This window comes from Haloplanus natans DSM 17983, assembly GCF_000427685.1.
GTDB classification, from domain to species: domain Archaea; phylum Halobacteriota; class Halobacteria; order Halobacteriales; family Haloferacaceae; genus Haloplanus; species Haloplanus natans.
Genome location: NZ_KE386573.1, coordinates 1,802,657 through 1,821,346, shown reverse-complemented (window position 1 = coordinate 1,821,346; position 18,690 = coordinate 1,802,657). Strand labels below are relative to the sequence as shown.

General features: G+C 68.3%; 19 protein-coding genes and 1 pseudogene. 16 read left to right on the top strand and 4 right to left on the bottom strand.

Annotation, left to right across the window (positions count from 1 at the left end):
- Window positions 1–11: 11 nt before the first annotated feature.
- On the bottom strand, window positions 12–1,046 hold the full coding sequence (gene asd / locus HALNA_RS11460; protein WP_049936507.1) for an aspartate-semialdehyde dehydrogenase: 1,035 nt from the start codon (window positions 1,044–1,046) through the stop codon (window positions 12–14).
- 217 nt (window positions 1,047–1,263) lie between these two features.
- On the opposite strand from asd, the gene HALNA_RS11455 reads away from it, so the two are divergent.
- Entirely contained in the window at window positions 1,264–3,066 is a 1,803-nt protein-coding gene (locus tag HALNA_RS11455; protein ID WP_049936506.1) for an acetyl-CoA carboxylase biotin carboxylase subunit, read from the top strand.
- Window positions 3,063–4,025: a biotin--[acetyl-CoA-carboxylase] ligase gene (locus HALNA_RS11450; RefSeq protein WP_049936505.1), complete on the top strand. Its 963-nt coding sequence runs from the start codon at window positions 3,063–3,065 to the stop codon at window positions 4,023–4,025. The genes HALNA_RS11455 and HALNA_RS11450 overlap by 4 nt, the downstream gene beginning before the upstream one ends.
- Window position 4,026: 1 nt before the next feature.
- Here HALNA_RS11450 and HALNA_RS11445 read toward each other — a convergent pair whose 3' ends face one another.
- From HALNA_RS11445 to HALNA_RS11435, 3 genes are read right to left on the bottom strand one after another with little or no spacing between them, the layout of a single operon-like run.
- The gene (locus HALNA_RS11445) at window positions 4,027–4,485 is read right to left on the bottom strand and encodes a universal stress protein (protein WP_049936504.1); all 459 of its coding nucleotides are present in this window, start codon (window positions 4,483–4,485) and stop codon (window positions 4,027–4,029) included.
- 50 nt (window positions 4,486–4,535) lie between these two features.
- Complete coding sequence (locus HALNA_RS11440) at window positions 4,536–5,549, bottom strand: amidohydrolase family protein (RefSeq protein ID WP_049936503.1); 1,014 nt, start codon at window positions 5,547–5,549, stop codon at window positions 4,536–4,538.
- 41 nt (window positions 5,550–5,590) lie between these two features.
- Entirely contained in the window at window positions 5,591–6,814 is a 1,224-nt protein-coding gene (locus tag HALNA_RS11435) for an HD domain-containing protein (RefSeq protein ID WP_049936502.1), read from the bottom strand.
- Window positions 6,815–7,290: 476 nt separating this feature from the next.
- Between HALNA_RS11435 and HALNA_RS11430 the strand changes: the two genes are divergently transcribed.
- The 14 genes and pseudogenes from HALNA_RS11430 to HALNA_RS11365 all read left to right on the top strand — a co-directional run bounded on the left by HALNA_RS11430 (window position 7,291) and on the right by HALNA_RS11365 (window position 18,644).
- Complete coding sequence (locus tag HALNA_RS11430; protein WP_049936501.1) at window positions 7,291–8,064, top strand: enoyl-CoA hydratase/isomerase family protein; 774 nt, start codon at window positions 7,291–7,293, stop codon at window positions 8,062–8,064.
- A 151-nt stretch (window positions 8,065–8,215) separates the two neighbouring features.
- Window positions 8,216–8,767, top strand: coding sequence for a type IV pilin (locus HALNA_RS11425; RefSeq protein ID WP_049936500.1), 552 nt, complete (start codon window positions 8,216–8,218; stop codon window positions 8,765–8,767).
- Window positions 8,768–8,886: 119 nt separating this feature from the next.
- The gene (locus tag HALNA_RS11420) at window positions 8,887–9,144 is read left to right on the top strand and encodes a DUF5789 family protein (protein ID WP_049936499.1); all 258 of its coding nucleotides are present in this window, start codon (window positions 8,887–8,889) and stop codon (window positions 9,142–9,144) included.
- Between the two features lie 86 nt (window positions 9,145–9,230).
- Window positions 9,231–9,548: a transcription factor S gene (locus tag HALNA_RS11415; protein ID WP_049936498.1), complete on the top strand. Its 318-nt coding sequence runs from the start codon at window positions 9,231–9,233 to the stop codon at window positions 9,546–9,548.
- A gap of 361 nt (window positions 9,549–9,909) precedes the next feature.
- Window positions 9,910–10,812, top strand: a complete 903-nt coding sequence (dapA, locus tag HALNA_RS11410) for a 4-hydroxy-tetrahydrodipicolinate synthase (protein WP_049936497.1) — start codon at window positions 9,910–9,912, stop codon at window positions 10,810–10,812.
- Entirely contained in the window at window positions 10,809–11,600 is a 792-nt protein-coding gene (gene dapB, locus HALNA_RS11405) for a 4-hydroxy-tetrahydrodipicolinate reductase (protein ID WP_157573519.1), read from the top strand. Before dapA ends, dapB begins: the two co-directional genes overlap by 4 nt.
- Entirely contained in the window at window positions 11,597–12,430 is an 834-nt protein-coding gene (locus tag HALNA_RS11400; RefSeq protein WP_049936496.1) for a 2,3,4,5-tetrahydropyridine-2,6-dicarboxylate N-succinyltransferase, read from the top strand. Before dapB ends, HALNA_RS11400 begins: the two co-directional genes overlap by 4 nt.
- The gene (gene lysA, locus HALNA_RS11395) at window positions 12,427–13,755 is read left to right on the top strand and encodes a diaminopimelate decarboxylase (RefSeq protein ID WP_049936495.1); all 1,329 of its coding nucleotides are present in this window, start codon (window positions 12,427–12,429) and stop codon (window positions 13,753–13,755) included. Before HALNA_RS11400 ends, lysA begins: the two co-directional genes overlap by 4 nt.
- A complete protein-coding gene (dapF, locus tag HALNA_RS11390; RefSeq protein WP_049936494.1) occupies window positions 13,752–14,642 on the top strand; it encodes a diaminopimelate epimerase in 891 nt (296 codons plus the stop codon). Before lysA ends, dapF begins: the two co-directional genes overlap by 4 nt.
- A complete protein-coding gene (locus tag HALNA_RS11385; RefSeq protein WP_049936493.1) occupies window positions 14,639–15,754 on the top strand; it encodes a M20 family metallopeptidase in 1,116 nt (371 codons plus the stop codon). The genes dapF and HALNA_RS11385 overlap by 4 nt, the downstream gene beginning before the upstream one ends.
- Before the next feature lie 32 nt (window positions 15,755–15,786).
- Window positions 15,787–16,161: a hypothetical protein gene (locus tag HALNA_RS11380; protein WP_049936492.1), complete on the top strand. Its 375-nt coding sequence runs from the start codon at window positions 15,787–15,789 to the stop codon at window positions 16,159–16,161.
- Window positions 16,162–16,212: 51 nt separating this feature from the next.
- Window positions 16,213–16,902 carry an RNase P subunit p30 family protein gene (locus HALNA_RS11375; protein WP_049936491.1) on the top strand — a complete coding sequence of 230 codons (690 nt, stop codon included), beginning with the start codon at window positions 16,213–16,215 and terminating at the stop codon, window positions 16,900–16,902.
- Window positions 16,899–17,240, top strand: a pseudogene (locus HALNA_RS11370) (Rpp14/Pop5 family protein); the annotation flags it as partial. The gene HALNA_RS11375 and the pseudogene HALNA_RS11370, both read left to right, overlap by 4 nt.
- A 63-nt stretch (window positions 17,241–17,303) precedes the next feature.
- A complete protein-coding gene (locus HALNA_RS11365) occupies window positions 17,304–18,644 on the top strand; it encodes a tyrosine-type recombinase/integrase (RefSeq protein WP_049936490.1) in 1,341 nt (446 codons plus the stop codon).
- The last annotated feature ends 46 nt before the right edge of the window (window positions 18,645–18,690 follow it).

The window sequence follows — 18,690 nt, the reverse complement described above, 5'->3', positions numbered from 1 at the left end:
ACGGCGCCACGCTACAGGTAGCCGTTCTCGTGGAGCAGTTCGCCGTTCAGGACGCTGGCGCCCGCGGCGCCGCGGACGGTGTTGTGCGCGAGGCAGTTGAACTTGACACCGCGGCGGGTGGACTGCACGCCGCCGACACAGATCTGCATGCCCTGACCGCGCATCCGGTCCATCCGGGGCTGGGGGCGTTCGGGTTCGTCGAAGACGTGGATGAGTTGGTTGGGGGCGCTCGGCAGGTCGATACCGGGGAACTCCCGCATCGCCTCCTCCACTTCGTCCACGTCGGGTTCGTCCGCGAGGTCGACGAAGGCGTTCTCGAGGTGGCCGTCGAGCGTCGGAACGCGGTTACAGGACGCCGCGACCTCCACGTCGTGCCACCCAATCTCCGCGCCGTCGAACTCGCCGAGGAGTTTGCGGGACTCCGTCTCCATCTTGTCCTCCTCGCCGCCGATGTGGGGGAGGACGTTGTCGATTATCTCCATGGAGGTGACACCGGAGTAGCCCGCGCCGGAGACGGCCTGCAGGGTGGAGACGTTGACGCGTTCGAGACCGAACCCGTCCAGCGCCGCCAGCGGCGGAATCATCGTGATCGTCGAGCAGTTCGGGTTCTTCACGAGCGCGCCGTCCCACCCGCGTTCGTCGCGCTGGACCTCGATCAGGTCGAGGTGGTCGGGGTTGATCTCCGGAATCGTCAGCGGTACGTCCTCCGCGAGGCGGTCGTTCGAGGAGTTCGAGGAGATGACATAGCCCGCGCGGGCGAAGTCCTCCTCGACGTCGACGGCGACGCTCGAGGGGAGCGACGAGAAGAGCAGATCGACGTCGTCCGGCACCGCCTCGGGGTCGGTGCGACGGACCGTCATCTCGGCCACGTCGACGGGGATGGGCGAATCGACGCGCCACTTCGCCGCCTCGCGGTATGGCTTGCCCGCGCTCTCCTCGCTGGCGGTGAGCGCCGCGAGTTCGAACGTCGGGTGGCCGTCGAGAAGCTGGATGAATCGCTGTCCGACTGCGCCGGTCGCACCGAGGATGCCGACTCGTACTGACATTACTTAGCCGTGCGGCTCTCTCGCATAAGGCCGTTTGGATTCAGTGGCACGGGGGCGCTCGTCGAGAACTGACCGGACGAACAGTCGTCGCCCCGAAAGTTGTCTTCGTAATCGTCTCACCGGGTCTCGGAGACGGATCGTCACGGGCTTGTGACGGGCGTGCCGAGCCACCCCACCGACCGATACACTAACGGGGCATATGTTCGTACAAGGGGACATGTTCAGGAAGGTTCTCGTCGCCAACCGGGGCGAGATCGCGGTGCGTGTCATGCGCGCCTGCGAAGAACTGGGCGTTCGAACCGTCGCCATCTACAGCGAGGCCGACAAGCACGCGGGCCACGTCCGCTACGCCGACGAGGCGTACAACGTCGGGCCGGCGCGGGCGGCGGACTCCTATCTCGATCAGGAGGCGGTGCTCGACGCGGCACGGAAGGCCGACGCCGACGCCATCCACCCCGGCTACGGATTCATGGCCGAGAACGCCGAGTTCGCGGCGCGTGTCGAGGAGAGCGAGTGCACGTGGATCGGGCCGCCCTCGAAGGCGATGGAGCGTCTCGGCGAGAAGACGAAGGCACGCAAGGTGATGACCGCCGCCGGTGTGCCGGTCGTCCCCGGGACGACCGATCCCGTCGAGGACCCCGCCGAAGTCGAAGCCTTCGGCGAGGAGAACGGCTACCCGATCGCCATCAAGGCCGAAGGTGGCGGCGGCGGGCGGGGGATGAAGATAGTCGAGAGCCCGGACGAAATCGAGGACCAACTCGCCGCGGCCAAACGCGAGGGTGAGGCGTACTTCGACAACGACTCCGTCTACCTCGAACGCTTCCTCGAAGCGCCGCGCCACATCGAGGTGCAGATCGTCGCGGACCAGCACGGCAACGTCCGCCACCTCGGTGAACGGGACTGCTCGCTCCAGCGTCGCCACCAGAAGGTGATCGAGGAGGGACCGAGCCCGGCGCTCTCGGACGACCTGCGCGACCGGATCGGACAGGCGGCCCGCCGCGGCGTCGGCGAGACCAACTACACCAACGCCGGCACCGTCGAGTTCCTCGTCGAGGATGGCGAGTTCTACTTCCTCGAGGTCAACACGCGCATCCAGGTCGAACACCCCGTCACCGAGGAGATCACGGGCATCGACATCGTGAAAGAACAGCTTCGCGTCGCCGCGGGCAACGAGATCAGCTTCAGCCAGGACGAGGTCGAGATCGAGGGCCACGCGATGGAGTTCCGGATCAACGCCGAGAACGCCGCACGCGACTTCGCGCCGGCGACGGGCACGCTGACGACGTACGATCCCGCCGGGGGTATCGGCGTCCGCGTCGACGACGCGGTTCGACAGGGCGACGACATCGGCGGCGACTACGACTCCATGATCGCGAAGCTGATCGTCGACGCAAGCGACCGCGAGGAGTGTCTCGCCCGCGCCGAACGCGCCCTCCGCGAGTTCGATATTCAGGGTTTTCACACCGTCATCCCCTTCCACCGGCTGATGGTGACCGACGAACGGTTCACCGAGGGCACCCACACGACGAACTATCTCGACGAGGAACTCGATCCCGAGCGCATCGAACGGGCAGTCGAGCGCTGGGGTCCCGACGAGACCGACGACGGTGGTGACGACGAGGAAGTGACCGAGCGCGACTTCACGGTCGAGGTGAACGGGAAGCGATTCGAGGTGAACCTGGAGGAACGCGGCGCGCCCGCCATCCCGACGGGTGGCGGTGACGGCGGCGGACGCGGGGGCGGCGGGATGCAACGCCCCGATGCCGCCACGAGCGACGACGACGGCGGCACCGTCGTCGCCGGCGACGGCGAGCGGATCACCGCCGAGATGCAGGGCACGATCCTCTCGGTCGACGTGGCTCCCGGCGACGAGGTGGCGGCCGGCGACGTGGTGCTCGTCCTCGAGGCCATGAAGATGGAAAACGACATCGTCGCCCAGGGCGGCGGCACGGTCAGCGAGGTGCTGGTGAGCGAGGGCGAGAGCGTCGACATGGGCGATCCGTTGATCGTCCTCGAATGAGCGACCGTCGTCGCTCGCTCCTCCGAACGCTCGCCGACGCCGAGGGGCCGGTCTCCGGCCCGACGCTCGCCGACGACCTCGGCGTCTCCCGGGCGGCCGTCTGGAAACACGTCGAGGCGCTCCGCGAGGCGGGGTTCGACATCGAGAGCAGCGCCGACGGCTACGTCGTGCGCACCGTCCCCGACTACGGCGGCGACGCCATCGCGTTCGGCCTCGACGCGCCCTACGCCGTCGACTACCACGACCGACTCCCGAGTACGAACGACCGGGCGCGGGAACTGGCGGCCGAAAGGGCGACGGACGTTCTGGTCGTCGCGGGCGAGCAAACCGGCGGGCGCGGCCGCCTCGATCGTCCGTGGTCGTCGCCCGCCGGTGGCGTCTACGCCAGCCTCCTCGTCCGTCCGGATCGGCCGCCGGCCCACGCGCCGATCTGCACGCTCGCGGCGGCCGTCGCCGTCACCCAAACCTTCCGCGAGGCGGGCGTCGACGCCGTGATCAAGTGGCCGAACGACGTGTTGGTGGCCGGATCGGAACGGAAACTCGCCGGCATCCTGACCGAGATGGAAGGCGAGGCCGACCGCATCTCGTGGCTGATCGTCGGCATCGGGGCGAACGTCGACGTGCCGGCGGCGGAGCTACCGGAGACGGCGACGAGCGTGCGAGTGGAAGTGGACGAGGAGCCACGCTCGGGGAGTCGGCCCGCGGCCGACGGCGCCGACCGTCGTCGCTTCTGCCAGCGGATGGTCGAGGAGTTCCACGCCCTCGACCCCGACGACGTGCTCCCCACGTGGCGCGAGTACGCCGTCACCCTCGGCCGTGAGGTACGGGTCGACACGCCCGGCGGCGTCGTCGAGGGCGAGGCGGTCGACATCGAGTTCCCGGGGGCGCTCGTCGTCCGCACTGACGACGGGGACCGGACCGTCCACGCCGGCGACTGCGAACACCTGCGCCCCGCCTGACTTACGCCTCCCCTTCGGCCCCGACGGGAACCGCCGTCACCGGAATCGACGACGCCCGAATGACGGACTCCGCGACGCTGCCGAGGAGGAGACGGTCGATGCCGCCGCGGCCGTGGGTGCCCATCACGACGAGGTCACAGTCCTCGCGTTCGGCGTAGCGGACGATTTCGTGGCTGGGCTTGCCCTCCACCACCGCCGTCTCGACCGGGATGGTCGCGTCCGCCTCCGTAGCGATGTCGCGCACCCGTTCGACCGCTCGTTCCGCATCCTCGCGGAGGAGGCGGTCGACGCTCTCCCACGAGGATTCCATCGCCAGTCCCGCGTACGCGTCGGTGCTCAGGACGTAGAGCCCGTGGAGCGTGGCGCCGTTGCTCGCGGCCACCTCGGCGGCGTGTCGGATCGCCCGCTCCACGCCATCGGAGCCGTCGGTCGGGACGAGAATCCGGTCGTAGGTGCCCATGTCGGATAGTAACACACGTCAGTGTATAACTCTTCACACGAGCGCGGCATCTACAGGATGACGCGTGTCACGTCGTCGACACCCGCCCGCCGAACCACGGCGCGAACGGGGTCCCGAGCCCCCGAGAGGTTGTCCGAGTCGCCGTCGAGGACGAGTAGTTTCGCCGCTCGACCGGGTTCGATCACCCCGCAGTTCAGGCCCACCAGTTCGGCGCCGTTGACCGTCGCCATCCGCAACACGTCGTCGGCCGGTAGGTCCCCCACCTTCGACGCGAACTCCATCTCGCGGAACATCGACGGGCTGTTGAGCATGACGTTGTCGGTGCCGAGCGCCACCGTCGTCCGGTCCCGCAGGTCGGCGATGGGGGGCACCCCGACGCCGGTGACGAGGTTCGACCGCGGGCAGACGACGACGGGGATCCCCTCTCGTTCGATCCGGTCGAGATGACCGGGTTCGGGGTGGACGACGTGGACGAGGAAGGTCGGATCGAGGTCGAGGGCGGGGGTCAGATCCGCGGCGTCACGCTCGCCAGCGTGGATACCGAACGGCTTGCCCGCCTCGCGGGTCGCGGCGCGTTCGGCGGTGAAGTCGTCGTCGCGGGCGCCGCTGGCGCCGAACCCGTCCCCGGCCACCATCGCCGCCGTCGTCTCCCGTCCGAGGACGATGGCCTCGATAGCTAGCCCGTCGAGCGCCCGCCGAACCGCGTCGACGCCCGCGACGCCACCCTCGCGGAACTCGACGGTCGCCGCGGTGCCCGAACGTTCCATGAATCGGAGCGAGCGGCGCATGGCCGCGACCGTCTCGTCTGCCGACGCGGTACGAAGGAGTCGGTGTTTGAGGCCGTCCGGCGGCGCGACGAGGTCGTCGAGCGAGAGGCCGGCGCCGGCCTCCTTGGCGATGGAATCGCCGAGGTGGGTGTGGGCGTTGACGAAGGCCGGACAGACGATGGCGTCGGACTCGGTGGTCGCCTCCTCGACGGCGACGATGTGGCCGTCCTCGACGACGACACGTCCCTCGATCGGCCCGAGCGTGCGGCCACGAAGGACGGTACCTTCGACCTCCATACACCAACTGAGGTGTGCGCGACTCTTGAACGTACCTTCCCTCACCCGAACTCGTCGAGGGTGGCGTCGAGGCCGCCCCGAACCTCCGAGATGGGGGCGCCGTCCACGTCGAGACCGAGGGTCCGGACGGCCGCGCGCCCGACCCGGTCGACGGCGCCGGCGGGAGCGTAGACGCCGAAGCGCCACTGGTTGCGGCCGGCGACCCGGAGCGCGCTCACCAGCGGTGACTGCCGATCCAAGCGCCTGATTTCGCCGTTGACGACCACCCGCGACGACGATTCGCGGATCTCCGGCGGCGGCGGCACGTCGACGACGACCGAGTCGGCGTCGAGGTCGGCCGCCGCGGCCACGTCGGCTTCGAGGGCCCGGATGCGCTCGTGGTCGGCGTCAAGCAACGCTTCGGGCACGTCGGGGAGTTCGGCCCACACAGCCCGCTTGAACAGGTCGCGCGTCGAGAGTCGATCGGCGAAGTCGACCGTCGCGTCGGTGCGTCGAAGCGTCACCAGCAGGTCGGCGTCGTCCCACCGGCGGATCGTCGCGGCGTCGTACTCGTCCTCGTCGAGTAGGCGCTCCGTGGCCCGGCGCAACATCGCTTTGCCGATGCGGGCGACGTGGTGTTGGTAGACGGTCGGGTTCATCAGCGCGCGTGCGAGCAGGAGGCTCTCGGCGGTCTGGACGTTCCCTTCGGCGAGGACGAGTTCGCCGTCGACAAAGGCGAGTTCCCGGATCAGCCGACCGTGGTCGATGGTGCCGTAGGGAACGCCAGTGTGGTGAGCGTCGCGCACGAGGTAGTCCATGCGGTCCACGTCGAGTTCGCCGGAGACGAGTTGGCCGTACCGACCCTTGCCGGCGACGAGTTCGGCGATATCGTCCGGATCGATGTCGTGATCGCGGAGGACGGCGCCCACTCGTCCGCTCGCGAGGAGGTCGGCCACGTCGTCGTGGTACTTCCCCGTGTGGCGATGGAGGAGTTCCTCGACGTTGTGGCTGAAGGGAGGGTGACCCACGTCGTGGAGGAGGGCGGCCGCGCGGACCCGCGTGGCCGTCCGCCCGGCCACGCCGAGGTGATCGAGCGCCTCGCTCGCGAGGTGGTAGACGCCGAGGCTGTGCTCGAAGCGGGTGTGATTCGCCGACGGATACACCAACGAGACGGTTCCGAGTTGGCGAACCCGCCGGAGCCGTTGCATCGCCGGCGTGTCGAGCAACTCCTCGGCGACGCCCGTCACCTCGATGTGGTCGTGGACGCTGTCCTTGATCGTCGACATGGCGACACCTTCGGCGGCCTCGGCTATATATCTCAGTCCGCTCGGTACGGTACTGTTTAGATTAGCGTACCTGGATTGGGGACACCTCGAAAGCCCCGACTCGCTGGAGTCGGGGGCCTCGCTGCGGTCCTCGGCCTCCGGCCTGCGGTCCTTGCGTTGGCCGCCTTCCTCCAGCAGCGAGGGAGCAAAGCTCCCTCGGGCAATCGGGCGGCTCCGCCGCCCGATGACGAGTCGCCCCTTTCAGTCCCGCCCGGCGGCGGCCGGTTGGCCAGCCGATGCGGGTGGGACTGAAAGGGGCCGGCGTCTCGGCGAACCCGGACGACGCAAGCACCGCAACGCAGTGAGGAGCGCAGCGAGTCCTGGGAGCCGAGACGCCGGGGGCTTTCGAGGTGTCCCCAATCCAAGTACGCTAATCTAAACAGTACCCTCGCGACCGACCCCGAACGTTTACGCTCCTGGCCGTCGTCGCACTCGGCGTGTCTTGGAACACCGTTACGCTCGACGTTACCGACGGCGTCGCCCGACTCACGGTCGACCGTCCCGACGCGTTGAACGCCATGAACAGCGAGACGCTCGACGAAATCGGCGACGCCATCGCCGAGGCCGAGAGCGAGGATGCGCGCGTCCTGGTCCTGACGGGGGCGGGCGACGACGCGTTCATCGCCGGCGCCGACATCGACTACATGAAGGAGTTCTCGACGCCCGAGGCGCTCGCTTACGCCGAACGCGGCCAGCAGGTCGTCCGTGACATCCTCTCCTATCCCGGCGTCACCATCGCGGCCATCAACGGCTACGCCTTCGGCGGCGGCTGCGAGTTCGCGCTCGCCTGTGACCTCCGGGTGGCGAGCGAACGAGCCGTCATCGGTCAGACCGAAATCGACCTCGGTATCATCCCCGGCTGGGGCGGCACGCAGCTCCTCCAGCGACTCGTCCCCGACGAGACGGCACGCCGGCTGATCCTCTTCGGCGAGCGCCTCGACGCACAGGACGCCCACGAGCGGGGTCTCGTCGGCGACCTGGTCGCCCACGACGAACTCTACGACTACGTCGACGAGATGGCGGCCGAGCTGGCAGCGAAACCCCGACACGCCCTCTACGCCGCCACGGAGTCGCTCAACGCCTTCCACGAGGGTGGCATCGAATCGGGGCTGAACGTGGAGCGGCGAGCCTGGAGCGGCCTGTTCGGCACCCACGATCAGCGAGAGGGCATGGCGGCGTTCGTCGAGAAGCGCGACCCCGACTTCGAGTGATACCTTCCGCCCTTCCGGCAGCGGCCGCACCACTCACGTTCGACCGCCAATCCGCCTGACAGCCGGCGCTCCTTGTGAACGTGGCCGCTCGGATCGGGGCCGTAATCGTTAAGACCGCTTCCGGGGAATACCGAGTTATTCGAATGACGCTATGACCCGCCGACGCCAACCGAAGACGCTCGCGGTCGGCGGGAGGGACCGAGCCGTCACCTCGGGTGTGTCGACGATTCTGATGGTCGCACTGGTCGTTCTACTCGGAACGACACTGTTTGTCGCTTTCGGAACACTCGCCGATGTGGTCGCCGAACCGCCGACGGCCGCGTTCGATCATCAAAAAGCGGAGAACGGGCCCTCGGATGACGTGGTCACCGTCACCCTCGCTCACGGGGACTCCCTCCGTACCGACCGGCTGTTGCTCGTCGCGAGCAGGCCGGTCGACCTCGGAGGTTCCGACACCGCACCGAACCCCAGCTACGCAACCGTCGGCGAAAAGCTCAGTGAGGGTGACGATCAGGTCGGCGTCGGCGACACTTGGGACGTGGGCGAGTCGATCCGCTTCGGGGCGAACGGCGACTTGGAGGGGGTGACGATCCGTCTCGTCTGGAATCCGACGGAGGTGGATAAAGACGGGGCGGGTGGCCGGGAACCGAGCGAACTCGTCGGCGAAGACGCCCACGTCCTGCTGCGGTTTACCATTCGCTGAGACGGCTTCCGCCGTGCCATCGCCGACGTGGCGACGCGAGACGGCAGTTCGACGGTTCGTACACGCCGCCAGCACGTCCTATGCCCACCTCTAAGTGCCGAGGGGTCGTACGCCCGGCCATGAGCGAACGCGTAAAACTGAGTCGGGTCGAGTCCCTGTTCGAGCGACTCGACTACCCCGTCACCCGCGACGACGCGGCCGCCGAGTACGTCGACGTCACCGTCACCTTCGCCGACGGCGAGGCCAACCTCGGCGAACTCGTCTCCGAAGTCGGGAGCGACGCCCTCCACGGCCCGGACGAACTGTTCGCCGAACTCCAGAACGTCCTCCCGATCGAGTCCGTGGGCGAACCCGGGCAGTCCGACGGCGACGCGTAGCCGCCGTTTTGGATATCGGGACTGACCTACACGAAACCGGCACATCCGTGGGTTAAAGACCGTCCGGAGTCAGGCTTCGAGTCACCATGAAGTTCTGCGACGAATGTGGATCGATGATGCAGACGGACGACGGCGTGTGGGTCTGTACGCAGTGTGGACACGAGACGCCGCGTGACGCGGCGACGGAAACCGAGATGGTCACCACACAGGCCCAGGAGGAGTCGGAGATCATCGAGTCCGGGGGCGGCTCCAGCGGCCTGCCGACGACGAGTGCAAACTGTCCCGAGTGTGACAACGACGAGGCCTACTGGTATATGCAACAGATCCGCGCGGCCGACGAGTCCGAGACCCGGTTTTTCGTCTGTACCGAGTGCGAACACAAGTGGCGCGAAGACGACCACTGATAGTGTTTATCGCAAGTCAGTACCGGTGAGTCACCAAGACGGTCCGGCGACCCACCGGTAACCAGTTACAATAAACACTATGAGCCTCGCTGACGCCCGACTCCGAACGGTACCGTCGACCCGAAACCCAAAGTATAAATTGCTCGACACCGCGACGGAAACTGTGAACGCGCCTCGCGTCGCCGGCGGCGTCCGCCCCTCGCCAGCGACGCGTGGCCTCGCGACTTTTCTGAAAAAACGCGGTCGGTAACCGGCGCTCCAGGCGGGGGTAGCGACCCCGTCTCGGGCGCACTCCGACCGGACGGCTCGTCCGTCGCACCGTTCCGACACGACTAACAGCGCCGATACCCCACGCACGCATATGACACTCACCGAGTTCCGCGGAGTCTACCCCGCCATGACCACGCCGTTTTACGAGGACGGCAGCATCGACTTCGAAACGCTTCGCGCCGACGCCCGACGACTCGTCGACGGCGGCGTCGACGGCCTCGTGCCCGTCGGCTCCACCGGCGAGAGCGCGACGCTCAGCCACGACGAACACATCGAGGTGGTGGAAGCCGTCGTCGACGCCGTCGGCGACGAGGTGCCCATCATCGCCGGGTCCGGATCGAACAACACCGCCGAAGCCCTCTCCCTTTCCCGTCGCTCCGCCGAGGCCGGCGCCGACGCCCTCCTCCTCATCTCGCCGTACTACAACAAGCCCGAACCGGCGGGGATGTACGACCACTACCGAACCATCGCCGACGAGGTGGACCTGCCCCAGATCGTCTACAACGTCCCCGGCCGGACGGGACGGAACATCGAGGTGGACACGACCGTCGAACTCGCCTCGCACCCGAACATCCTGGGCTACAAGGCCGCTAGCGGCGACCTGAACCGTGTGTCGGAAGTCGTCGAGCGCACCCGTGACGAGGAGTTCTACGTGCTCGCCGGCGACGACGGTCTCATCCTGCCGACGCTCTCCGTGGGCGGGACGGGCACCATCAGCGTCGTCGCCAACGTCGAACCCGCGCGGACGGTCGATCTGGTCCACTCGGCGCTCGACGGCGACTACGATACCGCCCGCGAGCGACACCACGAACTCGGCCCGCTGATGCGCGCCCTGTTCTGGGAGACCAACCCGGTTCCCGTCAACGAGGCGATGGCGATCCGCGGCTACGGCCCCGGTCACGTCCGCCTGCCACTTACGCGCCTCTCGGAGGAGCTTCGGCCGGACCTCGAAGCCGTCCTCGCCGACCTCGACCCGCTGGAGGCCGAAGCGTGATCGAGGTGGCCGTCACGGGCGCCGGCGGCCACATGGGCCGCGAGGTCATCGAGGCCGCCACCGACCGCGAGGGGATGGCGGTCGTCCTCGCGGTCAACCGCACGTCGGTCGGCGCCGTCGCGGGCCACGAGGTGGAAGACGAGGCGGAACTCCCCCGTCTGCTCGACGACCGCGACCCCGACGTGCTGGTCGATTTTACCCTCCCCGACCCCAGTACGCGGTACGTCGAGGCCTGTGCCGAGGCGGGCGTCGCCGCCGTCGTCGGCACGACGGGGTTTCCCGAGTCACAGTTGGAGGTGCTCGCCGACGCCGCCGAGTCGGTGCCCGTCCTCCGCGCGTCGAACTTCGCGCGTGGCGTGATGGCGCTCCGGCGGGCGATCCGCGAAGCCGTCGGGGCGCTCCCCGACTACGACGCCGAACTCACGGAGACACACCACAACCGCAAGCGGGACGCCCCCTCGGGGACGGCGCTCTCGATTCTGGAGGACGTCGACGAGATTCGCGAGGAGCAACGCTCCTCGGGGAGTCGGACGGAGTCCGACGGGAGCGAGCGAGTCCACGGCCGCGAGGGCGAACAGCCCCGCGAGGAGGGTGAGGTGGGCGTCCACGCCCGCCGCGCCGGCGACGTGACCGGCGAACACGAACTACTACTTGCAGGGAATCACGAGGTACTGACGCTTACGCATCGCGCGGAATCCCGGGGCGTCTTCGCCGCCGGGGCGCTCGATGCCGCCGACTGGCTCGTCGGCCGCCCGGCCGGCGAGTACGACTTCGAGGACACGATATGACACTGGAATCCGACGTATCCGATCTGTGGCAGCGCTACGACGACGACGCCGTCGACGCCGAGACGGCGACGGCCGACGACTACGACACGCTCGATGCCTTCCTCGACGCGCTAGAGGCGGGCGAGGTCCGCGCAGCCGAGAAGGGACGCGACGGCTGGGAGGCCAACGAGTGGGTAAAGCGGGGTATCCTGCTCAACTTCGGCCTCCGGGCCACCGAGGCTCGCTCCTACGGCGGCGTCGACTACCACGACGTGCTTCCCCTCCGTGAGACGGCCGACCTGGGCGAGCGCGGCACCCGCAACACGCCCGACGGCACGACCATCCGCCGGGGCGCCTATCTGGGCTCGGACTGCATCATGATGAGTCCCTCCTTCGTCAACGTGGGCGCGTACGTCGGCGACGGCACCCTCGTCGACTCCTGTGACACCGTCGGCTCCTGTGCCCAGATCGGCGCGAACGTCAAACTCGGTGCCAACACGCTCATCGGTGGCGTCCTCGAACCCGTCGAGGACGCGCCGGTGATCGTCGAGGACGGCGCCTCCCTCGGTGCTGGCTGTCGGGTGACGAGCGGGTTCGTCGTGGGCGAGAACACGGTCGTGGGCGAGAACACGCTGCTCTCGCCGCGCATCCCCGTCTACGACCTCGTCGAGGAGGAGGTCTGCTACGGCCACCTGCCCCCGGAGCGGCGGGCGTTCACCCGGATGGTGGAGTCCTCGATCGGCGACCACGACCTGTTCGCGGGCGGCGCGTACAAGCCCGCGGTCGTCGCCATGGACATCGAGGCCGACACGCGCGACGCGACGAAGCGGGAGGAGGCGCTGCGGGAATGAGCGGCGAGGCGGCCGGCCCGACCGTGCGACGCCTCGCCGACTGGTCGGCCGCCGACCTCACCGATCTGGCCGACGAGTACGGCACCCCGCTCTACGTCACAGACCTCGACCGGGTGCGGGAGAACGCACGGCGCCTCCGCGGTGCGTTCCCCGACGCCGCGGTGAGCTACGCCGTCAAGGCCCACACCGGCCGGGCGGTGCTGGAAACCGTCCGTGACGCCGGTCTCGGCGCCGAATGTGCGTCCGCTGGCGAGGTGGTGCGCGCCATCGACGCCGGCTACGACGCGGTGCAGTACACCGCGGTCAACCCACCGGCCGAGGATCTCGATGTCGTCCTCGATCGCTGGCGGGCGGGGACGGACCTCACCGTCGTCGCCGGCGCCCGGGACACCGTTTCCCGCCTCCGCGAACGCGGCTTCGACGGCCGACTCGCCCTTCGCGTCAACCCCGGCGTCGGCGCCGGCCACCACGAGAAGGTGACGACCGGCGGCCACGCCAAGTTCGGCGTGCCCTACGACCGCGCCCCGGAACTCCTCGCGGGCGCCCGAGCCGACTTCGACGTGGTGGGCATCCACGCCCACGCCGGGAGCGGAATCTCCGGCGACGACCTGGCCGCCCACCGCGAACTCGTCGCCCGGATGGGTGATCTGGCGCGCGAGGTGGGTGACCTGGAGTTCGTCGACGTGGGCGGCGGCTTCGGTGTCCCGTATCGTGAGGACGAACCGCCCCTCGACCTCGACGCGGTGGCCGCGGCTACCCGCGAGGCACTCGGCGACGTGGACGCCCGACTCGCCATCGAACCCGGTCGCTACCTCGTCGCCGACGCGGGTGTCCTCCTGACGCGCGTGAACACTGTCAAGGCCGTCGGCGACGGCGAGGGGACCGTGCCAGTCGTCGCCGGCGTCGACGCCGGCATGACGACGCTCCTGCGTCCGGCCATGTACGACGCCTACCACGCCATCCGCAACCTGACCGACGAGCGACCCGAACGCCCGGTCACCGTCGCCGGCCCCGTCTGCGAGACGGCGGACCTGTTCTGCGAGGAGCGATCGATGCCCACGCCACGCCGGGGCGACTTGCTCGCCATCGGCAACGCCGGCGCCTACGGCTACGAGATGGCGAGCACCTACAACTCCCGGCCACGACCCGCCGAAGTCGTCTGCGAGGCGTCGGAGACGCCTCGCGAAGCCAGCGAGGAGCGACGCTCCTCGGGCAACCGGACGCAGTCCGGTAACGGCGAAGCCGGCGGAATCGGCGACGGCGTTCGGATCGCCCGCGAGCGCGAGACGATCGGACACGTCACCGATCTGGAGGTGGACGAATGACGACGGTCACGGCCGAGAAGTACCACGGCACCGAGAACGACTTCCTCGTCCTCCCGGCCAGTGCGCCGGTGGTCGACCGCGCGGCGTTCGCGCGCACTCACTGTGACCGCGAGACGGGTGTCGGTGGCGAGCGAACCGGCGCCGACGGCGTTCTCTTTCTGGACCTCGACCCCACGGCGTCGCCCGTCCGGGTGACGATGACGCTCGTCCAGCCCGACGGGTCGACCGCCGCCATGTGTGGCAACGGCGCCCGCGTCACCGCCGTCTGGGCCGCCCGTGAGACGGGCGCCCGCGAAGTCCTGATCGAGACGCCCGCGGGCGACCGCCGCGCCGTCGTCCAGAGCGAGGGCGTCACCGTCGAGATGGGGGTCCCGTCGTTCGATCCGGCCGAGGTGCCGCTCTCGCCCGACCGCGACGGCCCGCTGATCGAGGAGTCGGTCGCGGGCCTGCCCGTCACCGCCGTGAACACGGGCGTCCCTCACGCCGTCGCGTTCGTCGACGACGTGGACGCCGTGGATCTGGGGACCGTCGCACCGCCGGTCCGTCACGCCGCCGTCTTCCCCGAGGGGGCGAACGTCACGCTCGCCGCGCGGGTCGAGGTGGGCGACGAGGCCGACATCCGCGACGGTGCGCCCGGCGACCCGGCCGCCTTCAGCCAGCGCACCTTCGAGCGCGGCGTCGAGGGGGAGACGCTCGCCTGCGGGACGGGGGCGGTGGCGGTCGTCGCCGCCGCGAAGCGCACCGGCCGCCTCGACACAGAGGGACCAGTCCGGGTGTCGCCGCCCGGCGGTGACCTCGTCATCGTCGTCCCCTCGGACGCCCCGGCGACGCTCACCGGCCCTGTCGAACGCGAGTTCGCGATCGATCTGGAGGTCCCACAGCCGTGAGCGACGGAGGGTTCGATCCCGTCGACTTCCTCGACGCCGGCGTCCGCATCGACTCCCACGCGGACGTGACGGAGATGCGTGAGTTCCTGGTCGACACCCTCGCCGACCACGGCGCCGACCCCATCGTCGACCACGCGGGCAACACGCTCGCCACGAAAGGGTCGGGGAAGCCCCACGTCGTGCTCAACACCCACATCGACACGGTGTCCCCGCCGGTTCCCTACGCCCGCGAGGACGGCGTGATCCACGGCCGTGGCTCCTGCGACGCGAAGGGGCCGCTCGCGGCCATCCTGTCGGCGTTTCTCTCGTTCGACGGCGACGACGGCCGACTCACCCTCGCGGTCACGCCCGACGAGGAGGTGTACTCGACGGGCGCCGCGGCGCTCGACCTCTCGGTCCTCCCCGACCTCTCGGCACCGACCGCCGACGCCTACGTCGTCGGCGAGCCGACCGGACTCGACGTCTGTACCGCCGCGAAGGGTCGATTCGAGGGGACGATTCGCCTCTCGGGCCGGAACGCCCACGCGGCCGAACCCGAGTCGGGCGTCAACGCCGTCGCCGCCGCGGAGGGGGCGCTGGCGGCGATCCGGGATTTCGACGCGGACCGCGACCCCCATCCCGACCTCGGCCCGGCGACGCTGACGCCGACGGTCGTCCACGGCGGCGAGGCGACCAATCAGGTGCCCGCCGACTGTGCGATCACCGTAGACCGGCGGAGCGTCCCGCCGGAGACGGCCGATGGCTTCGCCGCCGCCCTCGAACGCGCCGTCGACGACGCCACGCCCGACCCCGTCGGCGTGGACTTTGCGCCGACCGAGCGCCCGACGCCCTTCCTCGAAGCGTTCGCGACGGACACGGAGAAGCCGATCGTCCGGCACCTGTCCGCCGCGGCCGACCGCGTCACCGACGGCGCGGCCGGCGCCGTCCGCCCCTTCACCGCCGCGACCGAGGCGTCCTACTTCGCGCCGGCGCCGACCGTCGTCTTCGGGCCGGGCGTCCTCGCCGACGACGAGGGTCCCGTCGCCCACGCCGACCGCGAGTACGTCCGCGTTGCGGAAGTGGAGCGCGCGGCGACGGCGCTCTCGGCGGCGCTCGGGTCGTTGCTGGGCTGAAACTTTTCCTACTGGCACCACTGGCTCGACGTATGGTCCCCACGCGCCGCACCCTGTGTCGAGCCGTCGGCTCGGTGCCCTTCGCCCTCGCGGGCTGTCTCGACGCCCTGCGATCCGGCCACGTCGACGTTCGGATCGACAACCGCGACGACCGACGCCACGCCGTCGACGTGGAGTTCCTCTCCGACGGCGAACTGGTCGCCGAGGAGCGCTTCGAGGTATCCGCGGGGACCGAACGGGAGTACGAGAACGTCGTCGCTGCGGGCGAGTACGCGGTCGATGTGACCCTCGACGGCGCGACGCAGACGGCCGTCGATTTCTCGATGAACGGCTGTACGGATAACGCGCTGTTCGTCGCCGTCGACGCGTCGGCGGGCGTCGGGGCCGGCGTCCTCGACGAGTGCTGACTGGCGGCCGCAAGCGCAACCCCCAAGCGCCCGGAGCGAGTGGACCGAAGCATGTACGAGGCGGTCCACGCCCACCCCGACGGCTCGACGACGGCGGCCCGGTTCGCCGCGACGGCGGCCCGAACGGGCTACGACGGCGTCGTGATCCGGTCGCGGGACGCGACGCCCGACTACGCCGCGGTCCGTGAGGCGTCGGGCATCGACGCCGTCGACGCCGTCGAGGTGGTCGCCCCCGACCCGGAGCGCGCCAGCGGCGCCGTCGGCGGCCTGCGCTCCGAGCACACCCTCCTCTCGGTCCGCGGGGGAACCGACCGCCTCAACCGCTTCGCCGTCGAACAGGAGCGTGTGGACGTACTCACGCGGCCGATGGCGGGCGACGGCGACGTGAACCACGTCCTCGCCAACTGCGCCGCCGAGAACGGCGTCCGGATCGAGTTTGACTTCGGGCCGGTCCTCCGAGCCACGGGCGGGAAGCGCGTGCGGGCGCTCCGGGACCTGCGAAAACTCCGCGAACTCGTCGCCGACGCGGACGCTCCTTTCGTCGTCAGCGCCAATCCGGCCACCCACCTCGAACTCCGGGCACCGCGGGAACTGGTCGCCGTCGGCGAGGCGGTCGGATTCGACCCCGAGACGGTCCGGACGGGACTTCACGAGTGGGGCGAACTCGCCGAGCGAAACCGCCACCGACAGTCCGAGTCGTTCGTCGGGCCGGGCGTCGAACGGGGGCGACACGACGGATGAAACACCTGCCCAAACACCTGCAGCCGCGGTGGCGCTACCTCGCCGTCGGGCTGGAGGCGTGGCCGGACGCGGATCTCACACGCGGCGATTTCCAGCGGGCGGTGTGGTACGCGGCGGGCAACTTGCTCGGCGATCCGGGGAGCGCCGACGCCGACCTCCGAGTCCTCCGCTTCGAGTTCGGCGCCGGGGTCGGCGAGGCGGTGGTGCGCGTCCGTCGGGGCGAGGTGGGGCCGGCGCGGGCGGCGCTGGCCTGCGTGAGCGAGGTGAACGGCCACCCGATCGGTCTGTGGGTCCGCGGCGTCTCCGGAACGGTCCGTGCCTGTGAAGAAAGGTATCTAAAGCCCTAAGCGTCCTGTAAAACCGATTTCTTTAAATAGGTATGACCAGAAGTAATAATCGTAATGGTCATCGACAACGCCGACAATCCCGCCGTCAGACTCGACCGAGAAATCCAAAAAATACGGGATAACTCCCAAAACGGCGACCTCGATCCCGACCTCGCACGACGACTTATCGGCCTTGCCAACGCGCTCGACTCAAGAAACCCGCGCGACAAATACATCGCACCCAACGGCGAACACAAAGAGTACGCCCCCGGAACCATCTACCAATACATTAGCGTCCTACTCCGCTGGCGTGACCTTGACGGCATCGACTACCTGACTGCTGACGCAGAACAACTCAACACGCTGGCCGCCGACATGGACACCGGGTTTCATCCGAACAGCAAAGAAGGTGGATACAGTCGGCAAACAGTCAACAAATTCCTCTGTGCGGCCAAATGCTTCTACCAATACCACGACGATCTCGGTGTCAAACACGGCGACATAGATATGTTCAAAAAGGCGAACACCCCCGCCTACGACGACCGGGATATGTTTACCCGCGAAGAAATCTCTGCCCTCCGAGACGAAATGCCCGACCCACGCTGGCGGGCTATCCTCGAAATGCTGATCTTCACCGGACAGCGCCTACACGCCCTCACCACGCTTCGCGTGAAAGACATAGACGCAGAAAACGGCGTCTACTACCTCAACGACGAAGAATACGGACTCAAAGGTGCTGACAAACGAGGACTCAAACGCCCCCTACTCGGCGCTCGACGCTACATCCAGGACTGGTTACAGTACCACCCTCGCGGCGACGAACCCGAAACCTACGTGTTCATAGGCGACCCCTCAAACAGCCAAACTCGTCTTGATCGACCCATCACCGAGCGGAGCATCCGCCGGGGACTCAAGAAATACGCGGAACAAGCAGGTATCAAAAAATCAGTCAAACCCCACAAAATGCGCCACTACTTTGTCACGGTGATGAAGCGCGACCACGGGTTTGACGACGACGAGATCAAATTCCTGTTAGGACACTCGAAAGACAGCAACGTAATGGCAACTACCTACCAGCACATCTCTAACGAAGATTACATTAAAAGCACCGAGGAAAAAATAGGTATCCGAGACGAAGACGATGAAAGCCCTATCACCCCCGGAATATGCCCCGTCTGCGGTCGTACACTAAAACCGAACGCCCGCGCTTGCTCCGCCTGTGGCGAACTTGTCGCCGCCGACGCGAAAGCTACCAAAGATCAGGTTCACAATATGATGATTGAAGAACTTGTTGAACCCGATCTAAGCGACGAAGAACGAGCGGCTATGAAAAGTATGCTCCGAAACTTTACTGAAAACGAATCTACGTCAATTAAAGACGTTATCTACGGGATGCTTAACGAGCGCGGTGATTAAGTCCTATCAGCCACCATCGGGCTACCTGACCCATATCCGTCTCTCG